Origin of the sequence: Enterobacter sp. 22466, assembly GCF_052044775.1 — a bacterium.
Taxonomy (GTDB): Bacteria; Pseudomonadota; Gammaproteobacteria; order Enterobacterales; family Enterobacteriaceae; genus Enterobacter; species Enterobacter dissolvens.
Map to the genome: position 1 here is coordinate 120,319 of NZ_JBQENX010000010.1, position 20,917 is coordinate 141,235.

Genomic DNA, 20,917 nt, shown 5'->3' on the forward strand with positions numbered 1-20,917 from the left:
AACGTCATGGCATTGCCGTTTTGTTAATGAGAATAGTAATCATTAATTGTGTAAAAGTGGAGTTTTTCTTTTCCGCTTCGCCTTTCCTTAACGCAATGTGCGGTTATAGTTTTCAAAACATTTACAAAAGATTTAACATACCTGTACATGTTCCATTTGGTACGTTTCTTATCCTTAACCGGTTTATTTCATGAAAATCATTTCTGCCCGTAAGGCAACCCTTCCACTGTTGCTGGCTCCTGTCATCTTCTCTCCCCTCACCGCGATGGGTGCGGATGAACAGACCATGATCGTCAGCGCCACGCCACAAACGGTATCGGAGCTGGATACCCCGGCGGCGGTCAGCGTCGTGAATGGCGATGATATGCGTCACGCCGCACCACGCATTAACCTCTCTGAATCTCTCGGTAGCGTCCCGGGCCTGCAAATTCAGAACCGTCAGAACTATGCCCAGGATCTGCAGCTGTCGATGCGTGGGTTCGGTGCCCGCTCTACCTTCGGTGTGCGCGGTATTCGAATGTACGTGGACGGGATCCCGGCGACCATGCCAGATGGCCAGGGCCAGACTTCTAACATCGATCTCTCCAGCGTGGAGAGCGTGGAAGTGCTGCGCGGCCCCTTCTCTGCCCTGTATGGCAACGCCTCCGGCGGCGTGATCAACATCAACACCCAGACCGGTCAACAGCCGCCAACCATTGAGGCCAGCAGCTACTACGGCAGTTACGGTACCTGGCGCTACGGGATGAAAGCCACCGGCGCGATGGGCGACGGCACACACGCGGGCGATGTGGATTACACCGTATCTACCACCCGCTTCACCACCAAAGGCTACCGTGATCACAGCGGTGCGCGGAAGAATCTCGCCAACGCCAAACTGGGCGTGCGCATTGACGATGCCAGCAAGCTGACGCTGATCTTTAACAGCGTGGACATGAAAGCCAACGATCCGGGCGGGCTGAATTATCAGGAGTGGCAGAATAACCCGCGCCAGTCGCCGCGTGGCGATCAGTACAATACACGCAAAACCATCAAGCAGACCCAGGCCGGGCTGCGCTATGACCGCCAGCTCAGTGCGCAGGACGATCTCAGCGTCATGATGTACGCCGGCGAGCGCGAAATGACCCAGTATCAGTCGATCCCTTATCAACCGCAGCTGCGCCCCTCCCACTCTGGCGGCGTGATTGATATGCAGCGCCACTATCAGGGCATCGATACCCGCTGGACGCACCGCGGCGAACTGCTGGTGCCGGTGACCTTTACCACCGGCCTGAACTACGAAAACATGAGCGAAGATCGTCGCGGGTATGAGAACTTCGTGATGAACAACGGCGTGCCGGATTACGGCGTAAAAGGCGACAAGCGCCGCAACGAACGTAACCTGATGTGGAACGTCGATCCTTACCTGCAAACCAGCTGGCAGTTAACGCAGAAACTCTCCGTGGATGCCGGGGTGCGTTACAGCTCCGTCTGGTTTGATTCCAACGATCACTACGTTACACCGGGCAACGGTGATGACAGCGGTGATGCGAGCTATCACAAGTGGCTTCCGGCCGGTTCGGTGAAATATGCGGTGACCGACGCGTGGAACCTTTACGCGGCGGCGGGTCGTGGATTTGAGACCCCAACCATCAATGAACTCTCCTATCGCGCGGACAACCAGGGCGGTCTGAACATTGGCCTGAAACCGTCCACCAATAACACCTATGAAGTGGGGAGCAAAACCCGCATCGGCAACGGCCTGCTGACCGCGGCCCTGTTCCGCACCGACACCGATGATGAAATTGTGGTGGATGCCAGCTCCGGCGGACGTACCAGCTACAAAAATGCCGGTAAAACCCGTCGTCAGGGGGTGGAAGTTTCCCTCGATCAGCAGTTTGCTGAAAACTGGAAGCTGAAAATGGCGTGGACATATCTGGACGCCACCTATCGCACCAACGTCTGCGGCGACGATAACTGTAACGGCAACCGCATGCCGGGTATTGCCCGCAATATGGGCTTTGCCTCGTTTGGCTGGCAACCCGAGGAAGGCTGGTATGCCGGGACTGACGTGCGCTACATGAGTGACATCATGGCCGATGACGAAAACACGGCGAAAGCCCCATCCTACACGGTCGTCGGGCTGAATACCGGGTATAAATTCAACTACGGCAACTGGGGCATGGATCTCTTTGGTCGCGTTGATAATCTGTTCGACAAAGAGTATGCCGGCTCGGTGATTGTTAACGAATCCAATGGACGTTATTACGAACCTGCTCCGGGTCGCAACTACGGTGTTGGCTTGTCGGTCTCTTATCGTTTCGAGTAGAAATAAAAGGGGTATTTAATTTCCCAGTTTTATATTTTTTAAAACGAAATAACCATCCTGATGGCGCAATGCCATCAGGATTTATTCATAGAACGAATATTTCAAATGAAGAATATTGACCCGCCGTTGAATAATTCCTCAGCTAAAATATTGCCGTTGTAATAGAGAATTAGCTTCATCGATCAGTTTTTCAATCGCTTTCTGGCTGCCCTCAACATCGCCTCTCTCCAGCGCGGACAGTAACTCCTCGTAATGATAAGACGACGCTTTAATGTCGTTAAGCTCCTGGTGCAGATAGTTAATACAAGGCCCAATGCGGATCCAGAGCTGCTCGATTAAGGCGCTCAGCGTCGGCATTTCCGCGTACTCATAAAGGGTAAAGCGAAACACGCGGTTAGCATGCAGTGCCTTCTGGACATTCCCGTTGCGCATCGCCTCATGAAAATCGTCCGACAACGTGCGCAATATCTCCAGCTTGCTCTGCGTCAAATGCTGGCAGGCGGCGGCTACCGCCATCGGCTCTAGCTGTTTTCTGATGGCCGTAATTTCGTTATAGCGCTCCAGCGTCACCTCTGGCACCAGAAATGCCTGCGCCGGTGTGGCCTGCAGCGCCCCTGACGATACCAGACGCAAAAGCGCCTCGCGAACCGGCGTGATACTGGTCCCTAATTTATCGGCAATTTCTTTGGTGATCAGTCGTGCGCCTGGTTTCAGCGAGCCTGTAATTAGCGCCCCTTTCAAACTGATCTCAACTTGCATGGTAAGGCTGATTCTCTGCGCTTTTTCTAAATGATCCAAATCAAGCATGTTCAATTCCTGTAGCTAAAACTTAATGCTATTTATTAACGTCAGTTTTTAATAAACGACGCTGGTCCGATATATCCTGTATCGTCATGCCTGGTGGTGGGAAGTGCATATAAACGTCAAAAAGTACAAACCGTATGTTTTTATCGCTCTTTGGCTCATCCGTGTGGAAGGCGCGAACGCTGTGTAGGTTTAATTAAAGACAATATATCGTATCTTCACAAATAAATATGGCGGGAACCCCCGCCATAATGTTGTTTATTTATTGTCTGCCGCGACGCGAATCACGACTTTGCCGAAGTTTTTGCCTTCAAGAAGACCGATCAGCGCCTCCGGGGCGTTCTCCAGCCCATCGATCACCTGCTCGCGATAGTGGATTTTACCCTCCTGCACCCAGCGCCCCATCTCTTGCTGGAACTCCTTGATGCGGTGCCCGTAATCCTGGCCGATGATAAAACCCTGCATACGAATGCGTTTTTTCAGGATGGTCCCCATTAACAGCGGCAAACGATCCGGCCCCTCAGGCAGACCGGTCGCATTGTAGCCGCTCACCAGACCACATACCGGCACCCGCGCGGAGGTATTAAGCAGCGGGAGCACGGCGTCAAAGACCTTACCGCCAACGTTTTCATAATAGACATCGATACCATTCGGGCAGGCGTTCTGAAGCTGCGTGGCAAAATCATCGGCATGATGATCCAGACACTGGTCAAAGCCCAGCACCTCAACAGCATGACGGCATTTTTCTGCGCCACCGGCAACACCGATGACCCGACAGCCTTTGATTTTACCGATTTGCCCGACCGTTGCACCAACGGGGCCCGTTGCCGCTGCCACCACCAGCGTTTCACCCGCTTTCGGTTGACCAATATCCAGCAGCCCCATATAGGCGGTGAAGCCCGGCATCCCGAGAATACCCAGCGCCCAGGAAGGATGGGAGGGATTTTCGCCCAGTTTGACCAGACCACTGCCGTCAGAAAGGTCATACTCCTGCCAGCCGCTGTATCCCAGCACCCATTCCCCTGCTTTAAAATCCGGATGACTTGACTGCTCAACGCGGCTGACCGTTCCGCCGACCATCACCGCACCAATCTCAACCGGTGGTGAATAGGATGGCGCATCGCTCATGCGGCCGCGCATGTACGGGTCAAGCGAAAGCCAGATAGTACGCAGCAGAACGTGTCCTGCCGCCGGTACCGGAACCGGCTGCTCTTCGAGACGAAAATTATCCGCGACCGGCGCGCCGTGTGGACGCGAAGCCAGTACCCAGCGACGATTTTGCGAAACAGATTGATTCATCAGAGACTCCTTATGGTACAGATGTCCATTGATCCTGGCTCATGATCCGCCTGAGCGCCTTAACATTACGAGCCAGACTGGTTAAGCCGAACCACCAGATAGATGCAGGGTTCATTGGTTTCGTTAATGAACCGACAGTCATTGGGCGGCCCGAGCTCCAGACAATCCCCGGCCTGCATTTCGTGGCGGGTGTCGCCTTCCTGAAAGATCAGCTCCCCGGACTGCAGCCAGATCAGCTGGCGGGCCAGCGCATAGGACGATGCGGGCATAGGCACATCGCTCCCCGCAGGCAGCTCAACCTGCACAAGGTCGATAGGCAGATCCGTACGCGGTGAGACATGGCGGCGGAGATAGTGGGTCTGCGGATCGCGCCAGACGGGCTGGTTCGCAAGACGCAGCAGTTTTCCCTCCTGCATCTCCGCTCTGGCTATCAAGGTTGACATGCTGATGCCGAACGCGCCGGACAAGCGTGCAAGCAGGGTTGCCGTCGGGCTACTGTCCCCACGCTCAATTTTGTGGATCATGGCCCGCGAGACGCCAGCCCGTTCGGCCAGTTCGCTCAGCGACCAACCGCGCGATTCGCGCTCAAGGCGAATTCTTGCGCTAATCCGTTGATTCATCGTGTCTGTTATGGTGTTCATGACGTCATACTATAGTGTATGAAAGGCATTTCAATGGGGTTTTGATAACAAAAAAATATGGGTTATGTCGTAGCCATCTGCCACAGCTGTTGTGTAATATCGTAGTAATAACGTAATAACATAGTAAACAACACATTCAGGGGTTCCATCATGATCGTTCGTCATGCCTGCAAAGAAGACTGCGCCGCTATTGGTGAAATTTACAACCACGCGGTGCTGCACACCGCCGCGATCTGGAACGATACCACGGTCGATACCGATAACCGTATCGCATGGTTTGAGGCCCGCACCCTCGCAGGTTATCCGGTGCTGGTAAGCGAAGAGAATGGCATTATCACCGGATACGCCTCCTTCGGTGACTGGCGCGCCTTTGACGGATTTCGTCATACGGTCGAGCACTCGGTGTATGTCCATCCGGATCACCAGGGCAAAGGCATTGGCCGCACGCTGATGAAGGCGTTGATTGTCGAAGCCCGTGACATCGGCAAGCATGTGATGGTGGCGGGGATTGAAGCGCAGAACCACGCCTCTATTCATCTTCATCAGACGCTTGGCTTTGTGACGACAGGTCAAATGCCGCAGGTGGGCACCAAATTTGGCCGCTGGCTGGACTTAACCTTTATGCAGCTGCAGCTTGATGAGCGCAGCGATCCGGACGCGATTAAATGAATCAATCACTGACGCTGGCTTTTCTGGTGGCGGCGGGCATTGGTCTGGTGGTGCAAAATACCCTGATGGTGCGCATCACCCAGTCCTCCTCCACCATACTTATCGCCATGCTGCTGAACTCACTGGTTGGTATAGTGCTGTTTGTCAGTATTCTGCTGTTCAAACAGGGACTTGCGGGGTTTAGCGAGCTGGCGTCAACGGTGCGCTGGTGGACGTTGATCCCGGGACTGTTGGGCTCCTTTTTTGTCTTTGCCAGTATCAGTGGTTACCAGAACGTTGGTGCGGCGACGACTATTGCGGTGCTGGTGGCAAGCCAGCTGATCGGCGGACTGATAATGGACGTGCTGAAAAGCCATGGCATCCCGCTGCGTGCGCTGATCGGCCCGGTGTGCGGTGCAGTGATGCTGGTGGTGGGCGCGTGGCTGGTGGCCCGACGTCAGTTTTAATCGCTACAGGATCGTGCCACCTTTAGTCAGCTGTTCGTGACGCGCGTCAATCTCATCTTTATGCTCCTTACCGTGGTGTGAAATCGCGGTACGCAGGCGCTGCTGCTGGGTATAGCGTTCTTCCCGGCTCAGCTCAGCGTCATCGCTCAGTTCAATAAGCAGTTCGTTCATGTGGGTTATCACACCCTCTTTAATCGCGGCATCCACACGGGTAATAACTTCGTTTAAATGTGACATTGTCACTCCTTGTCAGTTGCCGGGTGGCGGCTACGCCTTACCGGGCCTACCTGGGGTACTGTAGGCCCGGTAAGCGCAGCGCCACCGGGCGCACGATCAGTTCAACTTCGCTTTTGAGAAATCACTGCCCATCAGGCTCACGCTGTAACCCGTGACGTTGCTGCGGGTGGCATAGAACGTTTTGCCGTTTGCCAGCGCAATCCACGGCGCCTGCTGATAGAAAATCTCCTGCGCCTGGCTATACAGCTTCGCACGATCGGCCGGGTTGCTGGTCAGTTTGGCTTTCTGCACCAGGGCATCATAATCCTTATTACACCAGCGCGCAGCGTTGGAGCCGGTTTTGATGCTATTGCAGCCCAGCAGCACATCGGCAAAGTTATCCGGATCGCCGTTATCCGACATCCAGCCGAACAGCGCGGAGTCATGCTCGCCTTTACGCATTCCGGAAAGATACTCTCCCCACTCGTAAGAGACGATTTTGGCCTTCACGCCCACTTTCGCCCAGTCGCTCTGGATCATCTCGGCAATACGGCGGGAGTTCGGGTTGTACGGACGCTGTACCGGCATTGACCACAGCGTGACCTCCGCGCCCTTCTCCAGTCCGGCCTGTTTCAGCAGGGCTTTCGCTTTTTCCGGGTCGTAGCTGTAATCCTTCAGATCTTTATTAAAGCCCATCATATTTGGCGGAATTGGAGATTTCGCGACCGTACCGGAGCCCATAAAGACGGCGTTAACGATGGCCTTTTTGTCGGTGGCGTAGTTCAGCGCCTGGCGCACCAGCACGTTATCAAACGGCTTTTTCTCGGTATTAAACGCCAGATACCCCACGTTCAGCGCATCGACGGAATGCAGCGTCAGGTTTTTGTTGTTCTTAATGACGTCAAACTGCACCGGAGATGGCGCAGGAATGATCTGGCACTCATTGGTTTGCAGTTTCGCCAGACGGGTCTCCACGTTTGGCGTGATGGAGAAGATCAGATGTTTGGTCGGGACCGGGCCTTCCCAGTAGTTCGGGTTAGCCACATAGCGGATGAGAGAATCCACTTTGTACTGCTGGAGTACATAGGGGCCGGTTCCGATTGGCCAGGTGTCGACGTTCTCAGGGGTTCCTTTTTTCAGCATCGCATCCGCGTATTCGGCAGACAAAATGGAGGCAAAATCCATCCCCCAGTCGGCCAGGAAAGCGGCGTTCGGTTCACTGAGGGTGAACTGAACATGATAATCATCGACCTTTTTAACGTCCTGGATCAGCTTATCGAGGCCGACGTCGTTAAAGTATTCGTAATTGCCCTGCGACACAGTGTGATACGGGTGTTTAGGGTCTTTCTGACGCATGACCGAGAAAATAACGTCATCGGCATTAAAGTCGCGCGTCGGTTTGAAGTATTTGTTGCTGTTGAACTTCACCCCTTTACGCAGCGTAAAGGTATAGGTCTTGCCGTCCGGTGAAATCGTCCAGGATTCCGCCAGAGACGGAACCGGGGTGTTTTTCACCGGGTCGAAATTGATCAGGCGGTTATAGAGTACCTGAGAGCTGGCGACGAATGACGGGCCTGAGCTGGCAATTTGCGGGTTGAACGACTCGGGGGACGCTTCAGAACAGTAAATAAGGGTGTCGTTGTTTGCCGCCCATGCGGCACCGGCTGGTAAAATAGCGCTCAGCGCAAGGGCGAGCAGTGTTTTCCCTGTAGACATGGTTATAACCCTGACAGTTTTATTATATAGGACAGTAATAACAGCACAGCCGCTATACGCTGGCAAATAACGAAACACTATCAGGTTATTCTAAAGCCGCGTTTTTCGCTGGTTTTACCACCAGTACCGAAAAAGGTGATTTGTCTTAAGTTCCATTATCCGTCAAGCACAACCGTCACTTTCTATGCCACAAGAAATCGGCGCTTTTAGCGTCTCTTCCTCCGTTTGCTTGCTTCCTGGTTTCGTTAAAGTAACGGGGTGAAGAAGTATATGGGATCAAATCGTGGCAAAAACTCTTTTACGCAGCGGTAATCTGGATGATTTTCAGGCCGTTGGCGGCGGCGGACAAGCCGTTTTTGAATCAGCGTTGCAAATACGTGAAGCACTCCGGTTGCGCAAACAGCAGGCCATTGTTGACTGTCTGGCTATTCCACAGGTCAACGACGGCGCTGACCGCGTGGACTGGTACTCCCCGGTGGAAGGTAGCGTCACCAGTTGGAAAACGGCCAATGAAGATGACCGTTTTCGCGCCCTGCGCTATCTGGAAAACACCCTTGCCAGCGTCGAATCGCTGAGTAAGAAATGCCTCCAGTCGCCTAAAACCGCACAACAGCTCTTCGGCTCCTTGCTGTCGAAATCCTTCCAGTTCCCGGGCGAAAACTTCCTCTATCTGGTTGACGGTAAACCGGTCATTGCGTTCTGGGGGTTTGTAAACCTGAATGAAAATGCACGCGATGATGTACTCGACTGCCTGCGCGAATCGCTGATCCCTGAGCCTGCGCCGGTGGTGATAGAGGATCCTGAACCAGAGCCAGAACCGACCCCGGCCGTCACCTTTGAACACGCAGACGAACCGCTGATCGCGCCGGCCACCGTTGTGCGCATTACGCCGGAAGATCTGTATGAGCCCGAGCCTGCACCAGTCGTTGCGCCACCTGTTGAAGAGCCGGCTCCTGCGCCAGTTGTGAAAAAGCGTCGCCTACCGTTGTGGTCATTGCCGGTTGCCGCGGTCATTGTTGCCGCCATTGCCGCCCCGCTGCTGTGGTCAAAACAGGCGCCATCAACCGCGCCAGCGCCAGCCGCGACTCCGGCACCGCAACCCGTGGTAATTGCGCCAAAACCGATTAAAGCGGTTGAGCCGCTGGCGATGAACCTGCCGCTGCATCAGGCTGAGGTGGTGGAGAGTAAAGCGAAGGAACCCGATCCCGCTCCGGTGTCTGCCCCGGTGGTGATTGCCGCGATCCCGAAAGATGCCATGGTCATGGAGGCAAACCAGGTAAAAGCGGGCTCGACGCGTTTCCTGAACGGCACCTGGCGCGCCATTCTTGACGTAAAAGATCCGGTGACCGGCAAACCGCCGTCACTGCGCTATCAGATCCAGAACAATAAAGGCTTCGCCCGTGTCGTGCATGGCGATAATGTTGTCTGCCGCGTAGAGATCTTCTCCGGCCTGCACAGCACCGGTGAGCTGATGATTAAGAGCCGCGGTAATGCACGCTGCACAGACGGTTCCCGCTACCCGATGCCGGAAGTCTCCTGTAAAGCAGGCACCAGCGATGTCGCCGAATGTCGTGCTCGTTATGATGCAAACACCGTCGTTCCACTGACGTTTAAGAAAGCAGGTGCCTGATCCTATGCTGGTAAATCTTTGCGACTATAAACAGAGCGTCACGCTTATTGCCAACAGCGGTGTGCAGTTCCTCGATTTCGGCCTGACGCCACAGGACACCGCCAGCAACGGGCGCTTCGTGCGTAAAACCGCGAACGGCCCGCTTTTGCGTCTCGATTTCGACCTGGTTAACGGGCGTTACACCCTGCCCGGCACCGACGGCGGCCAGCCTGAAGTGGTCAAGCCTGAGACAACCATAGCGCTGCATCAGTCGCTGGCTGTGCTGGATGGCGTCTGGCTCCCGGTTCCGTTCCTGCGTTTCAACCCGCCGCGTACCTTTGTTGACGGCCCGGACAACTGGGCGCGTGTTCAGGTCCGCAAGCTTGAGACGCCTGACACCGCAGGCAACACCCACCGCGTCACCCTCGCCCTCGACAGCCAGATTGCGGAGCATGCCACCTACGCGCTGTCGCCGGTGGAAAACGACATTCTTAACGGGACCCGCTTCGCGCTGGCCTGGCGCGATGCCGAAGTGGAAAACTTCCTCGACCAGACGTGGATAGACGGCTGGCTGCGCGAAGCGTTCACGCAGTATGCCTCGGACGTTGAACACCGTTCAGAACGCGATCTGCAGCAGGCCATGCGCAGCTTTGAGTATCAGGCTCACTGGCTGAATGTGCTGACCATGCTCGGTGAACAGCTCACCGTACCGGAAGTCAAATTTGTCACCCATACGCTCAGCACGCCTGCCATTCCGGTCGATTTGATCCTCGACGTGGGCAACACCCATACCTGCGGCGTGATTATTGAAGATCACGGTGACGCCAACGACGGTCTGCGCCAGACGGCCGAACTGCAGGTCCGCTCGTTGAGCGAACCGCAGTTCCTCAATGAGCCTTTATTCACCAGCCGCCTGGAGTTCTCAGAAGCGCGTTTTGGCAAGCAACACTTTTCCGTTGAAAGCGGACGTGAGGATGCTTTCGTCTGGCCTTCTATCGTCCGGGTTGGCGATGAAGCGCGTAAGCTGGCCATGCAGCGTCTGGGAACCGAAGGTAACAGCGGGATCTCCAGCCCGCGTCGCTACCTGTGGGATGAGACGCCGGTGGTGCAGGACTGGCGTTTCAGCCAGATGAACAGCAAAACCCAGCGCGAGCCGCTGGCGACCGCGTTCCCGCTGATGAACCTGATGAACGATGACGGTGAGCCGCTGTTTACGCTGCCGCAGGACGAGCGTCTGCCGGTCTTCTCCCCGCAGTACAGCCGCAGCACCCTGATGACCCATATGCTGTGCGAGTTGCTGGCACAGGCGCTAGGCCAGATTAACAGCGTCGCTACGCGCCTGCGTCTGGGCTTCCCGGCGTCTCCGCGCCAGTTGCGCACGCTGATCCTTACTCTGCCCTCGGCGATGCCGAAGCAGGAGCGCGAGATCTTCCGCCGCCGCATGTTTGAAGCGATTGCCATCGTCTGGAAAGCGATGGGATGGCATCCGCAGGATGAAGACTTTGCCTCCCGCAAGCAGCAGGATAAAAGCGTGGTGCCGGTACCTGAGATTCAGATGGAGTGGGATGAAGCGAGCTGCGGGCAACTGGTTTGGCTCTACAACGAAGCGATCTCCCGTTTCGGCGGCCAGACGGAAGCGTTTTTCGCCTCCCTCGCCCGCCCGGATCGTGAACCTGAGCCCGATGTGCCGCCGGGCCGTTCACTGCGCGTGGCCTCTATAGATATTGGCGGCGGCACCACAGATATGGCGATCACCCACTATCAGCTGGATGACGGTTCCGGGAATAACGTCAAAATCACGCCGCAGCTTCTGTTCCGCGAAGGGTTTAAAGTGGCCGGCGACGACACGCTGCTGGACGTTATCCAGCGCTATGTGTTGCCAGCCCTGCAAACACAGCTGCAGAAATCCGGTATTGCGGACGCGTCTATGCTGATGGCATCGCTGTTTGGTGACTCCGGTCGTATCGACACCCAGGCGGTATTGCGCCAGCAGACCGCACTTCAGCTCTTTATGCCGATCGGTCATGCGATCCTTGCCGCGTGGGAATCCAGTGACATTGACGATCCGCTGGCCGGTTTGCATGCCACCTTTGGCGATCTGCTGTCGCAGAAACCAACCCGCAACGTGATGAATTACCTGCAGCAGGCAGTCGACCATGCCCTGCCTGCCGGTTCTGAAGCCTTCGACCTGTTTGCCGTGCCGCTGCATGTTAATTTCCGCGAAATGCAGGATGCAATGCTGGCGGGTCAGTTCACGCTGGCCTCTCCGCTTCATGCGGTATGTGAAGCAATCTCCCATTACAGCTGCGATATTTTGCTGATCACCGGTCGCCCGGGCTGTCTGCCGGGCGTGCAGGCGCTGATCCGTCATCTGCAACCTGTGCCGGTCAATCGCATCGTATGGCTGGATAAATACCAGGTGCATGAGTGGTATCCGTTCAGCCAGCAGGGGCGTATCGGCAACCCGAAATCGACCGCCGCCGTAGGAGCCATGCTCTGCAGTCTGGCGCTCGATTTGCGTCTGCCGCGCTTTAACTTTAAGGCGGCCGATATTGGCGCCTATTCTACCGTGCGCTATCTGGGTGTGCTGGATAACACCGTTAACACACTGCGTGAGGAAAACGTCTGGTATCAGGATATCGACCTGGATAAGCCAGGCGCAAAACTCGATGCCCGCCTGCATTTCCCGCTACGTGGGAACGTCACGCTCGGCTTCCGCCAGCTGGCGAACGCACGCTGGCCGGCGACGCCGCTGTATACCCTGAGTATCAACTCGGCGGAACTGGCCAAAGCGATTGCGGGTGACGGCGTGCTGAACGTGCGGCTTAAGCTCTGCGGAGGCAGCAAGCATGAAGGCCCGGAATCTTTCGCGCTGAGCGACGCCTGGCTGCAGGATGGAACCCCTGTTCCACCAGACGCCTTAACCTTCAAACTGAATACCCTGGCCGATCGCCGTCATAGCGGCAGCCACTACTGGATCGACAGCGGGAGTGTATATCTGAAATGAGTGCAACGATGACCACCACGCAGGCCTTAATCGGGTGGATTAACGAGACGCGCCTGCACGCCCCGGTGCTGGATAACGATGCCGACGCCCTGCTGGCCCGTATCAATGCGGCGCAGGCGCGGGAGCAGGCCATTGACCAGGCCCTGACCCGTCGGAGCAGCATTGGCCTGTATGGCCATTCCCAGTGCGCCAAAGCGCACATGCTATTGTCCCTGTGCGGCAACGGTAACGGGCGGCTGAACGTCACCCCCGGGCAACGCACGTTCGATTACTTCTCGCATATCAACCCGGGACATGCCCTGACCAACATGGCGCTGCGCTTCACCAGTGAAAGCGCGGCGGTGGTTGACGAGGCGTTCCCGCTACGTCTGAGCCTGGTGACCGAGGCCGAGCTGGTGCAGCTGTTCATCGCCCATACCTCGTTGTCCCCGCAGTTCCGCGCCGTGGACAAGGCCGTCATTGAGACACGCCTTGAGAAGTGGCGCGGTCTGCGCCAGCCGCAGGGTGTGCCCGGCATAACTGCACAGGAAGTGGGTGCAATTGCCCGCTTCTGGCAAAGCACGGTACCTGCCGCCAGACAGCAAATTGATGATGTGCTGTGGCATCAGTTTGCGCAACTGGTGCCATCGCTTGATCTCACCACCCGGGCCAGCGTCTGGTCGCTCTTGTGGGGTGAGCAACAGGAACTGACCCAGCAGTGGTTAAAACTCGCCCATGTTCTGCACCAGACCAGCCACGCCAGCGAACTTGCCGCCCCGCTCAGCCTGCTGGTGGATAACTTTGGTCTGCCTGGAGAGGGCTTCCTGACCCATGGCACCTTTACCCTTCCGGACGCCCAGGAGACGCTTCTGCATCCCCTGAACAACGGCGAGATGTTGAATGCCATTAGCATTCCCGTCGATGTACTGGCGTTTCTCACGCGTGAGCTGGTGCTGCCGGTCGAGAGCAGCGCGCTGGATAACGTCGATATTATTGATATCCCGGTCTTCGCAGACAACAGCGCCGATCCGCTAAGCCAGGCCAAATGTCAGTGGCTGCTGGAACACTATCGCCAGCAGCTGCAGCCAGATGTACTGGTGATCTGCAATGCAACCGCGCAGCATGACCAGACGGCAAAAAAAGCAAAGGTGCTGATGAACTGGGTCAAAGAGACGCAGCCTGCAGAGGAATCTGCCCTGCCGGGTCTGGTGTGGGCGATTACGCCTCACGACGCGCGTTTTACCACCCGGCAGAATCTCGATGAAGCGGTCCAGCATCTGCTCGGCCAGCCGGGACTGCGCTGGGGGACACTGCAGGCGCTGGACAGCCACAGCATGCAGCGCGTCATCGAGTGGCTGTCTCAGGCCACGTTACCTGCCCAGCGACAGAAACGTCTCAACACGCTGAAAACGGCACTGCGCCAGGAGCTGTCGGCTTTAATGCACAGCTATCTGGCACCTCTGGTGGAAGAGCCAGGCGCAAGACGTGCTCAGGCCGAAAATATGGTGCGCACACTGCAAAGCAGCGCCGCCCGTCACGGCGAGTTGCTCGAAGGTCTTTTGCCTCCGCTTAAAGCCTTCGAAACGCTTTTGGCCGTCCAGCAGCCGCGCGAGGAACAGGTCAACGGTCTGTTTACGAATAGCATTGATCTGTTTGCTGACAATGCACAGGAAAATACCAGTACATACCAGACAAAGGACAAAGCTCGCCTGGCGCATAAAGTGTGGCTGAACCATCTGCGCCAGTGGAGTCGCAATGACGCAGCGGCCACCCGCCTGGGGCTGGATCCAGCCGTGTTACAGCAAATTGCCGAGGTTCTGGTAGTCGCCAGCTACCGACTGAACCTGCCTCAGCAGCTTCAGCGCATTGTCGAAACCGACAAGAGCAGCGCCGCACAGCTGCATGCGGTGATGGGTAATTTCGTTGGCTGGCTCGGTTACGACCAGACGCCTGTTGATGAACGTCCGGCAAGCCGCATCCGCAAAGGCCAGGCAATATTTGTCACGCCGGTGGTCAGCAGCGCAATGCCGCGCCTCACCCGCCTGGGAGAGCAACCGGTTCACGCCGCCACCGCCTATGTGTACGACTGGCTGGTCGCACTGTATAGCCGTGCGATTGAGAACATCGATTACCAGCATCCGCATGATGTTCAGCCTGACGCACGTCGGGCACTTCGGGCTTTAATCCTGTAGCAGCCTTTGTTGCCGGGTGGCGCTGCGCTTACCCGGCCAACATTCCGCAACGATAATCACGCCGCCATACACTCCGCTAACGTCTGCGCCAGTGCCGACGGGTTTTCCCACGACATGGAGTGCCCCGCAGCAGGGATGATTTTGACCTCAACGCCCTTCTGCTTCAGACGCTGCACATCGTCATCCGGCAAAGAGAGCTCGCCAAAAATCAACGTCACCGGGCAAGGCAGCGACAGAAATTGCGTTTCCCAGTCTGGTTCAACGCCCGCCACCAGGCTCGATGCGCCGCGCCAGACAGCATAAGGGGCATTACTTTGGAGGCACCCGGCCCACGCCGTTTTTTCTGTTCGGAGCATGGCCTGATATCCCTGCTCCAGAAACTGCTGTTCCGTTTGTGCGGCAATCGAGCGGCTGAACATCCCACCCCCGGCATGAAAATTGGGTTCCGACACCATCAGCCCTTTAACACGCGGTACCAGCAACCCCGCCGCTTCAATGGCGATGCTTCCGCCCATGCTGTGACCGTACAGCCAGAAGGCATCGAGCTTCAGATGATCCACCAGTTCAGCCACAACACGGGCCTGATCGGTAGTTTTGTAGCTGTAGTGCTCAGGCTTATCGCTGTAACCGCTGCCGGGTAAATCGATGAGAATCGTTCTGCCCCCGCCAAACTGAGGGTCACGAACGACGCGGGGATATTCATAGGAAGAGGCGCAGCCCAATCCATGGATGAAGACGACGGGATCGCCAGAGCCGGGCAAATCATGCCAGCGGACGGTGCAACCCGCATGTTGCGAGTAAAAACTGTTCATAAGCACTCCTTTTACGATGCACTGTTTATTTATACAGTTACCGTAGCAGGAATGCCATGTTCATCGTTTAAAAATGGAAGCGTGCTTCAGAAAAGCGAGACCAGCAGCGCAACGGGGAAGCTCATCGGCCAGGTCGACCCTACCAGAAACGCGCTGAGCAGGCGGATGCGTTTACGATCTTTAGACAGGAACCAGGTGATTAATGCGCAGATAGAAGCCATGATTGCGTAAAAAACCAACATCTTTTGATACAACGTCATTCTGTATTCCAGAGCCGAAAAAATAACCGCACGCAATATGCGTCATATGTTGATACAGATCAAGTTTTTTCGTTACAGAATAACCACTTAAATATTAAGGCTAATAACAAATGAGTATATTGCGTTACAACTATGTCCTGACAAGGATCCGTCTTCGTAAACCATGCATGACAAGATCCAGGATCAAGGTTGCACTTTGACTCTTTAATCCCTCTGGCTTCGATGCCCGTGGTTATCTCCGGGCAACAAAAAACCCCGCCTGAGCGAGGTTTGGCATCTTTTCAATGGTGAATTAAAAAGGGAGCATTGCGCGGATTTCAGTGTGCCAATTATGAAAGGCAGGTAAGTCATCTAATAACCAGAAGCCTAAACCAGGTACTGCAACACTCATCATCATTTGAGCAATAACGTTAAACCAGTATTCACTAGGTTTACTGTCTTTGTGTATATATTCCTTTCGCATCGTTCCCTTGAAGGTTTTAGTGTAGACACCTCGTCGCAAAAAGATAATCGACTGAACAAGCATAAAGGGGCAGGTCAGAAAAATTGCACATATCGTGAACCAATATTGAAATCCCATTACCTGTCATTCCAGTTGCCGTTTTGGGCCATTATTACACATGTTTATCCAACTCCAGTCAGGATGGCATAATCATCGACCAGGCAGCTCTGCTGAGCACTCATTTTAACTTCAATGCCCCACAAGCAAGCGGCTGAAATATATTTTCATTACATTACAGCCACTTAGCAAAATATTAGTGTTTTATCATCACATGCCGGACAACGGTATAATCCTCAAGCCCATATACCGACATATCTTTCCCGTAACCGGATAACTTCATGCCGCCGTGTGGCATTTCGCTTACCAGCATAAAATGGGTATTCACCCAGGTGCAGCCATATTGCAGACGCGCGCTGAGCCGGTGAGCGCGCCCCACATCCCGGGTCCAGACGGACGAGGCCAGGCCATATTGTGAATCGTTAGCCCAGGCCAGCACCTGTTCTTCGTCGTCAAATTCAGTGACGCTCACCACCGGGCCAAAGACTTCACGTTGCACAATGGCATCTTCCTGTTTTGCCCCGGCCAGAAGGGTTGGCTGGAAGTAGTAACCCGCCCCCTCTTTTTTACTGCCGCCCGTCACCACGCGGATATGGCTGAGCGCTTTGGCCTCCTCCACAGCCTGACAGACGCGCGACAGATGCGCTTCAGAACTCAGTGGCCCCAGCTCGGTAGAGGCCTCTTCCGGCGCCCCCATCTTCAGGCTGGCCACCGCTGCGCCCAGCTTTTCCACCAGCGCAGCATAGACCCCCTTCTGGGCATAAATCCGGCAGGCCGCCGTACAGTCCTGCCCGGCATTGTAGAAACCAAACGTCCGCACGCCCTCGACGACCGCATCCAGATCGGCGTCATCAAAGACGATAACCGGTGCCTTGCCGCCCAGCTCCATGTGGGTACGTTTTATCGAGGATGCCGTATGGCCGATGATGTGCTCCCCGGTTGCAATTGAGCCGGTGAGTGACACCATGCGCACTTTCTCATGCCCGGTCAGCGGATCGCCTACCGTTTTTCCGCGCCCGAACAACACGTTCAGCACGCCAGCCGGGAAAACATCCTTCGCCAGTTCGGCCAGTTTTAAGGCGGTCAGCGGCGTAATCTCAGAGGGCTTGATCACCACGCAGTTCCCGGCGGCCAGCGCAGGTGCCAGCTTCCACGCCGCCATCATCAGCGGGTAGTTCCAGGGGGCGATGGAGGCGACAACCCCGACCGGATCGCGGCGGATCATCGAGGTATGCCCGTCCAGATACTCACCCGCCGCCAGTCCGTTCAGGCAGCGGGCCGCGCCAGCAAAGAACCGAAACACATCGACTACCGCGGGGATCTCATCCCCCAGCGCGCAGTGCAGTGGCTTACCGCAGTTCAGGGATTCGAGTCTGGCAAACTCGTCGGCATGCGCTTCAATAACGTCAGCCAGTTTCAGCAGGCATTCGGCACGCGTTTTTGGCGTGGTTTGCCCCCACTGTGCAAACGCCCGATCGGCTGCCTGCACGGCCGCGTCGACCTGCGCGGCTGACGCTTCAGCAATCTCCAGCAGAACCTCTCCGGTGGCAGGGTTATAGACCGGCTGTTTTTCCCCCTCGCCGCTCACCAGTACACCATTAATCAGCAGTCGTTTTTGCATAGCATTGTCCCGTTGAAATCAATGTTATTTCCCGCTCCCGGCGCTGTTCTCGCCGTCGCGGGTTAGCCACCAGGCTCCCAGAATGGGGAAGGTTGTCACCAGCATCACCAGCAGTGCGACCACGTTGGTGACCGGCACGTCGCGCGGACGTCCGAGCTGATTAAGCAACCACAGCGGTAACGTGCGCTCGTGTCCCGCGGTAAAGGTTGTGACGATAATTTCGTCAAACGACAGAGCAAACGCCAGCATGCCCCCGGCCAGCAGTGCCGACCCAAGATTGGGCAGGACCACGTAACGGAAGGTTTGCCAGCCATCGGCCCCTAAATCCATCGACGCTTCAACCAGGCTCCAGGAGGTGCGTCGGAACCGGGCAATCACATTGTTAAACACCACCACCACGCAGAACGTGGCGTGCCCGACAACGATGGTAAAAAAACCAGGCTCCAGGTTGATGGTTTTGAAAGCAGTCAGCAATGCCAGACCGGTGATGATGCCCGGCAGCGCTATCGGTAACAGCAGCAACAGCGAAATGGCGTTTTTGCCAAAAAACGCGCTACGCCACAGCGCCGCTGCAGCAAGCGTGCCAAGTACCAGGGCAATAGCCGTCGCTAACGCCGCAATCTGAAGTGACAACGTCACGGAATCAATAATGTCGCCACGCCCCGCCGCCACGCTAAACCACTTCAACGTCAGCCCCTGCGGCGGGAAGCTGAAGGCCGCGTCCTCAGTATTAAAGGCGTAGACGGCAATAATCAGCAGGGGAAAATGGAGGAAGATCACCCCGCCCCAGGCTGCCACTTTCAGGAACAACGGTGCGCGTTCAGAGTGCATCGAATGCTCCCAGACGTTTCACGAACGCCAGATAAAGCGAGATAAGCACAATCGGCACCAGGGTGAAGGCGGCGGCCATGGGCATATTGCCGATGGCGCCTTGTTGGGCATAGACCATATTGCCAATGAAATAGCCCGGCGGCCCTACCAGCTGTGGCACGATAAAATCCCCCAGCGTCAGAGAGAAGGTAAATATCGAGCCCGCCGCGATACCTGGGATCGCCAGAGGCAGAACAACATAACGAAAGGTCTGACGCGGACGCGCGCCGAGATCGGCAGAGGCCTGCAACAACGAGGCAGGCAGCCGTTCCAGCGACGCCTGCACGGGCAGGATCATAAACGGCAGCCAGATGTAGACAAAGACCAGAAACCGCCCCAGCCCGGAGGTCGATAACGTGTTCCCGCCAATCGCCGGGAGCGTCAGAACAGAGACCAGAATAGGCTCCAGCCCCAGATGGGTGAGAAACCACTGCGCCACGCCATCTTTCGCCAGCAGCAGCGTCCACGCGTACGCTTTGACGATATAGCTCGCCCACATCGGCAGCATAACGGCAATATAGAAGAACGCTTTCCATTTGCCGCTGGTGTAACGCGCCATGTACCAGGCCATCGGGAAGGCTAGAATGGCACTGGCGAGGGTGACCGCAATCGCCATCACCAGCGTACGGATAATAATGTCGTAGTTTGCCGGGTTAAAAAGTGCCTGAATGTTCGCCAGCGTCAGGTCCGGCGTAACCGACATAGTGAAGTCATCAAAGGTATAAAAGCCCTGCCACAGCAGCGTGAGGAGAGATCCCAGATAGACGATGCCAAACCACATCAGCGGTGCCAGCAGAAGCAGGAATATCCCGAGCGACGGTTTGCGCCAGAAGTTCGCAGTAATGCGGCTTAGGGTACCGCGTGGTGCGGGAGGATGTAAGACGCTCATCGCCATTTCACCCTTCCTCATGCAGGCGGATCATGGCGTCGCGCGACCATGACGCCAGCACCGCCTGCCCCGGCTCAACGCCGGTTTGCAGTGTGGCCGCGCTGAGATTGGCCTGGCTCACCAGCAGTTTTGCCCCGCCGGCAAGTTTCAGCTCCAGGCGCGTTGCCGCCCCCTGATACTGGACAGCCTGCACCACGCCTTCAACCTGAACCTCACCGCTCTCATTGAGCCGGATATGTTCCGGTCGTAGCGAATAAGCGCCCTCCATGCCGCACACTTTTTGCGCCAGTGCCGGATCGAAAACGTTCGAGGTGCCGACAAAACTGGCCACGAATGGCGTACGCGGGCGCATGTATAGCTCACGCGGGGTATCCACCTGCTCAATGCGTCCGTTGTTGAAATCGGCGACCCGGTCGGACATTGACAGGGCTTCCCCCTGATCGTGAGTCACAAAAATAAAGGTGATCCCGAGTGCCTGTTGAAGTTTTTTCAGCTCGACCTGCATCTGTTCGCGCAGCTTTAGATCGAGCGCGCCCAGCGGTTCATCCAGCAACAGCACGCGGGGTTCATTGACCAGCGCACGCGCAATGGCAACACGCTGACGCTGGCCGCCAGAAAGCTGCGACGGCTTGCGTGCAATGGCAAAGCTCAGCCCGACTTTTTCCAGCGCCTCCTGCGCCAGTGCATGGCGTTTTTTCTTGTCGATGCCTTTGACCATCAGCCCGTAAGCGACGTTATCGAGAATCGACATATGCGGAAACAGTGCGTAATCCTGGAACACGGTATTGACGTCTCGCTCCCATGGGGGAAGCTCACTCGCTTCTTTACCGAAGATTGTGATCGCCCCGCCGGAGAGTTGTTCAAAACCGGCGATCAGCCGCAGGCAGGTGGTTTTGCCGGAGCCCGACGGCCCCAGCATGGAGAAAAACTCCCCGTCACGAATGGCAATGCTCACCCCATCCACCGCCCGTACGTCGCCGTACAGACGGGAAACGTCATTAAACTCAACCGCGTACGTCATGC

The 20,917-nt window shown here is 56.1% G+C and carries 17 protein-coding genes; 6 read left to right on the forward strand and 11 right to left on the reverse strand.

Annotated elements, in window-relative coordinates; genetic code table 11:
- Positions 1 to 190 precede the first annotated feature (190 nt).
- The gene (gene pqqU / locus ACTJJI_RS21900; RefSeq protein ID WP_050860618.1) at positions 191 to 2,305 is read left to right on the forward strand and encodes a TonB-dependent receptor PqqU; all 2,115 of its coding nucleotides are present in this window, start codon (positions 191 to 193) and stop codon (positions 2,303 to 2,305) included.
- A gap of 138 nt (positions 2,306 to 2,443) precedes the next feature.
- Here the strand turns inward: pqqU and ACTJJI_RS21905 are convergent, their stop codons facing one another.
- From ACTJJI_RS21905 to ACTJJI_RS21915, 3 genes are all read right to left on the reverse strand, one after another.
- Positions 2,444 to 3,112, reverse strand: a complete 669-nt coding sequence (locus ACTJJI_RS21905) for a GntR family transcriptional regulator (protein WP_440655543.1) — start codon at positions 3,110 to 3,112, stop codon at positions 2,444 to 2,446.
- 255 nt (positions 3,113 to 3,367) lie between these two features.
- A complete protein-coding gene (locus tag ACTJJI_RS21910; RefSeq protein ID WP_118282764.1) occupies positions 3,368 to 4,408 on the reverse strand; it encodes an NADP-dependent oxidoreductase in 1,041 nt (346 codons plus the stop codon).
- A 65-nt stretch (positions 4,409 to 4,473) separates the two neighbouring features.
- Positions 4,474 to 5,049: a helix-turn-helix domain-containing protein gene (locus ACTJJI_RS21915; protein ID WP_014832071.1), complete on the reverse strand. Its 576-nt coding sequence runs from the start codon at positions 5,047 to 5,049 to the stop codon at positions 4,474 to 4,476.
- A gap of 150 nt (positions 5,050 to 5,199) precedes the next feature.
- Between ACTJJI_RS21915 and ACTJJI_RS21920 the strand changes: the two genes are divergently transcribed.
- Positions 5,200 to 5,718: a GNAT family N-acetyltransferase gene (locus tag ACTJJI_RS21920; RefSeq protein WP_014832072.1), complete on the forward strand. Its 519-nt coding sequence runs from the start codon at positions 5,200 to 5,202 to the stop codon at positions 5,716 to 5,718.
- Positions 5,715 to 6,164, forward strand: a complete 450-nt coding sequence (locus ACTJJI_RS21925; RefSeq protein ID WP_014832073.1) for a DMT family transporter — start codon at positions 5,715 to 5,717, stop codon at positions 6,162 to 6,164. Before ACTJJI_RS21920 ends, ACTJJI_RS21925 begins: the two co-directional genes overlap by 4 nt.
- 3 nt (positions 6,165 to 6,167) lie before the next feature.
- Here ACTJJI_RS21925 and ACTJJI_RS21930 read toward each other — a convergent pair whose 3' ends face one another.
- Positions 6,168 to 6,401 carry a YdcY family protein gene (locus tag ACTJJI_RS21930; protein WP_262761537.1) on the reverse strand — a complete coding sequence of 78 codons (234 nt, stop codon included), beginning with the start codon at positions 6,399 to 6,401 and terminating at the stop codon, positions 6,168 to 6,170.
- A 96-nt stretch (positions 6,402 to 6,497) separates the two neighbouring features.
- Positions 6,498 to 8,096 carry an ABC transporter substrate-binding protein gene (locus tag ACTJJI_RS21935; RefSeq protein ID WP_248041178.1) on the reverse strand — a complete coding sequence of 533 codons (1,599 nt, stop codon included), beginning with the start codon at positions 8,094 to 8,096 and terminating at the stop codon, positions 6,498 to 6,500.
- A gap of 283 nt (positions 8,097 to 8,379) precedes the next feature.
- Between ACTJJI_RS21935 and ACTJJI_RS21940 the strand changes: the two genes are divergently transcribed.
- From ACTJJI_RS21940 to ACTJJI_RS21950, 3 genes are read left to right on the forward strand one after another with little or no spacing between them, the layout of a single operon-like run.
- Positions 8,380 to 9,726 carry an SrfA family protein gene (locus ACTJJI_RS21940; RefSeq protein ID WP_368529182.1) on the forward strand — a complete coding sequence of 449 codons (1,347 nt, stop codon included), beginning with the start codon at positions 8,380 to 8,382 and terminating at the stop codon, positions 9,724 to 9,726.
- A gap of 4 nt (positions 9,727 to 9,730) precedes the next feature.
- Positions 9,731 to 12,712: a virulence factor SrfB gene (locus tag ACTJJI_RS21945; RefSeq protein ID WP_083021385.1), complete on the forward strand. Its 2,982-nt coding sequence runs from the start codon at positions 9,731 to 9,733 to the stop codon at positions 12,710 to 12,712.
- Complete coding sequence (locus tag ACTJJI_RS21950) at positions 12,709 to 14,883, forward strand: virulence factor SrfC family protein (RefSeq protein ID WP_440655544.1); 2,175 nt, start codon at positions 12,709 to 12,711, stop codon at positions 14,881 to 14,883. Before ACTJJI_RS21945 ends, ACTJJI_RS21950 begins: the two co-directional genes overlap by 4 nt.
- A gap of 56 nt (positions 14,884 to 14,939) precedes the next feature.
- Here ACTJJI_RS21950 and ACTJJI_RS21955 read toward each other — a convergent pair whose 3' ends face one another.
- From ACTJJI_RS21955 to ACTJJI_RS21980, 6 genes are all read right to left on the reverse strand, one after another.
- Positions 14,940 to 15,695 (reverse strand): alpha/beta fold hydrolase, encoded by a 756-nt coding sequence (locus ACTJJI_RS21955; protein WP_440655545.1) that lies wholly within the window; start codon positions 15,693 to 15,695, stop codon positions 14,940 to 14,942.
- 86 nt (positions 15,696 to 15,781) lie between these two features.
- Entirely contained in the window at positions 15,782 to 15,955 is a 174-nt protein-coding gene (locus tag ACTJJI_RS21960; protein WP_013096478.1) for a GhoT/OrtT family toxin, read from the reverse strand.
- Between the two features lie 755 nt (positions 15,956 to 16,710).
- Positions 16,711 to 18,135 carry an aminobutyraldehyde dehydrogenase gene (gene patD, locus ACTJJI_RS21965; protein ID WP_440655546.1) on the reverse strand — a complete coding sequence of 475 codons (1,425 nt, stop codon included), beginning with the start codon at positions 18,133 to 18,135 and terminating at the stop codon, positions 16,711 to 16,713.
- A 24-nt stretch (positions 18,136 to 18,159) separates the two neighbouring features.
- Entirely contained in the window at positions 18,160 to 18,966 is an 807-nt protein-coding gene (locus ACTJJI_RS21970) for an ABC transporter permease (protein WP_014832081.1), read from the reverse strand.
- Positions 18,956 to 19,900: an ABC transporter permease gene (locus tag ACTJJI_RS21975; RefSeq protein ID WP_194516185.1), complete on the reverse strand. Its 945-nt coding sequence runs from the start codon at positions 19,898 to 19,900 to the stop codon at positions 18,956 to 18,958. Before ACTJJI_RS21975 ends, ACTJJI_RS21970 begins: the two co-directional genes overlap by 11 nt.
- 1 nt (position 19,901) lies before the next feature.
- Positions 19,902 to 20,915: an ABC transporter ATP-binding protein gene (locus tag ACTJJI_RS21980; protein WP_440655547.1), complete on the reverse strand. Its 1,014-nt coding sequence runs from the start codon at positions 20,913 to 20,915 to the stop codon at positions 19,902 to 19,904.
- Positions 20,916 to 20,917: the final 2 nt, after the last annotated feature.